Origin of the sequence: Streptomyces canus 299MFChir4.1 (assembly GCF_000383615.1) — a bacterium.
Classification (GTDB): Bacteria; Actinomycetota; Actinomycetes; order Streptomycetales; family Streptomycetaceae; genus Streptomyces; species Streptomyces canus_C.
Genome location: NZ_KB911644.1, coordinates 1 through 3185 on the forward strand (window position 1 = coordinate 1; position 3185 = coordinate 3185).

Annotated in this window: 4 protein-coding genes and 1 pseudogene; 4 read left to right on the top strand and 1 reads right to left on the bottom strand. The window is 69.4% G+C overall.

All coding sequences use genetic code 11. The annotated features are described in order from the left end of the window. Positions 1–19: 19 nt before the first annotated feature. Positions 20–213, bottom strand: a pseudogene (locus H293_RS61095) (hypothetical protein); the annotation flags it as partial. Between the two features lie 141 nt (positions 214–354). Here H293_RS61095 and H293_RS0146380 point away from each other — a divergent pair. The 4 genes from H293_RS0146380 to H293_RS61875 all read left to right on the top strand — a co-directional run. Further along, complete coding sequence (locus H293_RS0146380) at positions 355–1689, top strand: OFA family MFS transporter (RefSeq protein ID WP_020124583.1); 1335 nt, start codon at positions 355–357, stop codon at positions 1687–1689. After that, on the top strand, positions 1655–1792 hold the full coding sequence (locus tag H293_RS59585) for an MFS transporter small subunit (RefSeq protein ID WP_020124584.1): 138 nt from the start codon (positions 1655–1657) through the stop codon (positions 1790–1792). The genes H293_RS0146380 and H293_RS59585 overlap by 35 nt, the downstream gene beginning before the upstream one ends. 147 nt (positions 1793–1939) lie before the next feature. Further along, positions 1940–2878, top strand: coding sequence for a beta-ketoacyl-ACP synthase III (locus H293_RS0146390; RefSeq protein WP_020124585.1), 939 nt, complete (start codon positions 1940–1942; stop codon positions 2876–2878). A gap of 131 nt (positions 2879–3009) precedes the next feature. Further along, a partial coding sequence (locus H293_RS61875; protein WP_033416694.1) for a GntR family transcriptional regulator occupies positions 3010–3185 on the top strand: 176 nt, incomplete at its 3' end.

A 3185-nucleotide genomic window follows, 5' to 3' on the forward strand; every position in this document is an offset into this window, starting at 1 on the left:
GCCCCGTCGCGGATGCGGATCACCTTGCGTCGTTCCGTGACTCGTCCCATATGTGTCTCAGTCCCGGTTCTGTCCGTACGTGCTGGTAGCCGAAACGGCCCTTGCTGCGGAGGCTGCCCTGGTCGCCGGCCCGTCCAGCGGGGCGGTGACCTTCACGATCTCATTGTCCTGCACAGGGAGCGTGAGGCCACAGCCCACTCAGCAGTGCGCACACAGGTACCCGCCGTGCGCCTGCCGAAATCCGTCCCGGAAACCGGCCGGTTCGACCGTTCGTCGCGTCCGGGATACCGCTCATCGCATACGGTCGACGTGCCGCCTTTTCAACTAACCTGATTGTTCCTACCGTTCGGGATCATGAGTCCCCCTGTCGCGCCCCCGGGCTGGAGCCGCTGGCTCGTCCCCCCGGCCGCTCTCTCGGTCCATCTCTCCATCGGACAGGCGTACGCCTGGTCGGTGTTCAAGCCGCCGCTCGAGTCCGCGCTCGGTCTCAGCGGCACGCAGAGCGCCCTGCCCTTCCAGCTCGGCATCGTGATGCTCGGCCTGTCCGCCGCGTTCGGCGGCACGCTGGTGGAGCGCAACGGGCCGCGCTGGGCGATGACGGTGGCGCTGATCTGCTTCTCGTCCGGCTTCCTGCTGTCCGCGCTGGGGGCGGCCACCGAGCAGTACTGGCTGATCGTCCTCGGCTACGGCTTCGTCGGCGGCATCGGCCTCGGCATCGGCTACATCTCACCGGTCTCCACCCTGATCAAGTGGTTCCCGGACCGGCCCGGCATGGCCACCGGCATCGCCATCATGGGTTTCGGCGGCGGCGCGCTCATCGCCTCGCCCTGGTCGGCGCAGATGCTGGAGTCCTTCGGCTCCGACAGCTCCGGGATCGCGCTCGCGTTCCTCGTGCACGGGCTGTCGTACGCCGTCTTCATGCTCCTCGGAGTCCTGCTGGTGCGCGTGCCGCGCAGCGAGAAGCCGGTCGAGAGCGCGCCCAGCGCCTTCGACGGCCCGCAGGTCTCGGCGCGCAACGCCGTGCGCACGCCCCAGTTCTGGTGTCTGTGGATCGTGCTCTGCATGAACGTCACCGCGGGCATCGGCATCCTGGAGAAGGCCGCCCCGATGATCACCGACTTCTTCAAGGAGACCTCGACCCCGGTCTCGGTGTCGGCCGCGGCCGGCTTCGTCGCGCTGCTGTCGGCCGCCAACATGGCGGGCCGCATCGGCTGGTCGTCGACGTCCGACCTGATCGGACGGAAGAACATCTACCGCGTCTACCTGGGCGTGGGTGCGGTGATGTACGGGCTCATCGCCCTGTTCGGCGACTCCTCGAAGCCGCTGTTCATCCTGTGCGCGCTGGTGATCCTGTCCTTCTACGGCGGCGGTTTCGCGACCATACCCGCCTATCTGAAGGACCTCTTCGGCGCCTACCAGGTCGGCGCCATCCACGGCCGGCTGCTGACCGCCTGGTCCACGGCCGGGGTCCTCGGACCGCTGATCGTGAACTGGATCGCCGACCGGCAGGAGGACGCGGGCAAGAGCGGCTCCGACCTCTACAGCCTCTCCTTCATGATCATGATCGGGCTGCTCGTCGTCGGCTTCGTCGCCAACGAGCTGGTCCGCCCCGTCAGTGCCCGTCACCACATCCCCGCACCGAGGGAGGCCGCCGATGTCACAGCCCGACAGCAGTCAGAGTCCGCCTGACCGGCGCCCCCTCATCGCCCTGGCCTGGGTGTGGGTGGGCACACCGCTCGTCTACGGGCTCTACGAGCTCGTGCAGAAGGCCACGCAGCTGTTCACCAAGTAACTGTTCGGCAGGTGTTCGGACGTCCGAGGGGTGAGGGAAGCCGACAACTCGGGCGCCCGTTTCCTGTGGCCTTACGTGCCCGCGTACCCGTGAGTCACTGATCAGACTGGTGGATCCCGCTACCCAAGGCAACGAGGGGGACCCTCCATGAACGGCTCGCGGATCGCCGCAGTCGGCCACTACCAGCCCGCCAAGGTGCTCACCAACGAGGATCTGGCGGGTCTGGTCGACACCAGCGACGAGTGGATCAGGTCCCGGGTGGGCATCCGGACCCGTCACATCGCCGGCCCGGACGAGCCGGTCGACGAGCTCGCCGCGCACGCCGCCGCCAAGGCGCTGGCCGCGGCCGGACTCACGCCCGCCGACATCGACCTGGTCCTGGTCGCCACCTCGACCGCCGTCGACCGGTCCCCGAACATGGCCGCCCGGGTCGCGGCCCGGCTCGGCATCCCCTCGCCCGCCGCGATGGACGTCAACGTGGTGTGCGCCGGTTTCACCCATGCGCTGGCCACCGCCGACCACACCGTCCGGGCCGGTGCGGCGACCCGAGCGCTGGTGATCGGCGCCGACAAGATGTCCGCCGTGACCGACTGGAGCGACCGCACCACGTGTGTCCTCGTGGGGGACGGGGCGGGTGCGGCGGTCGTCGAAGGGGCCGAGGTGCCCGGTATCTCGCCGGTGCTGTGGGGGTCGGTGCCGGAGATGGGGCACGCCGTGCGGATCGAGGGCGAGCCGGCCCGGTTCGCGCAGGAGGGGCAGAGCGTCTACCGGTGGGCGACCACGAAGCTGCCGGCGCTGGCCCGGCAGGCCTGCGAACGCGCCGGGCTCACCCCCGAGGACCTCGCCGCGGTCGTGCTGCACCAGGCGAACCTGCGGATCATCGAGCCGCTCGCGCAGAAGATCGGCGCGGTCAACGCCGTGGTGGCCCGTGACGTCACCGAGTCCGGGAACACGTCCGCGGCCAGCATTCCCCTCGCGTTCTCCAAACTGGTCGAGCAGGGCGAGATCTCGACCGGGGACCCGGTGCTGCTGTTCGGCTTCGGCGGGAACCTGTCCTACGCCGGGCAGGTCGTCCGCTGCCCGTGACGTACGGGGTGTGACGGGGGCGACGCCGGGTTTACCTGGCCCCTGTGCGCCGTAGACTGTAGACAAAAGGCAACGAGTCAGGGGTGTCCGGCGGTGTCCGCGGGTGTCCGCCGCCGAGGAGGGGGACCGCGATGTTGTCGACAGGTCTGCCGCAGGGAGCCGTACCGAAGCTGGAACGTCCCGGCCCACTGCGTGATCGCGTGTACGAGGCGCTGCTCGAACTCATCACCACCCGTGCCCTCCAGCCGGGTCAGCATCTGGTGGAGAGTGAGCTGGCGGGTCATCTGGGGGTGTCCCGGCAGCCGGT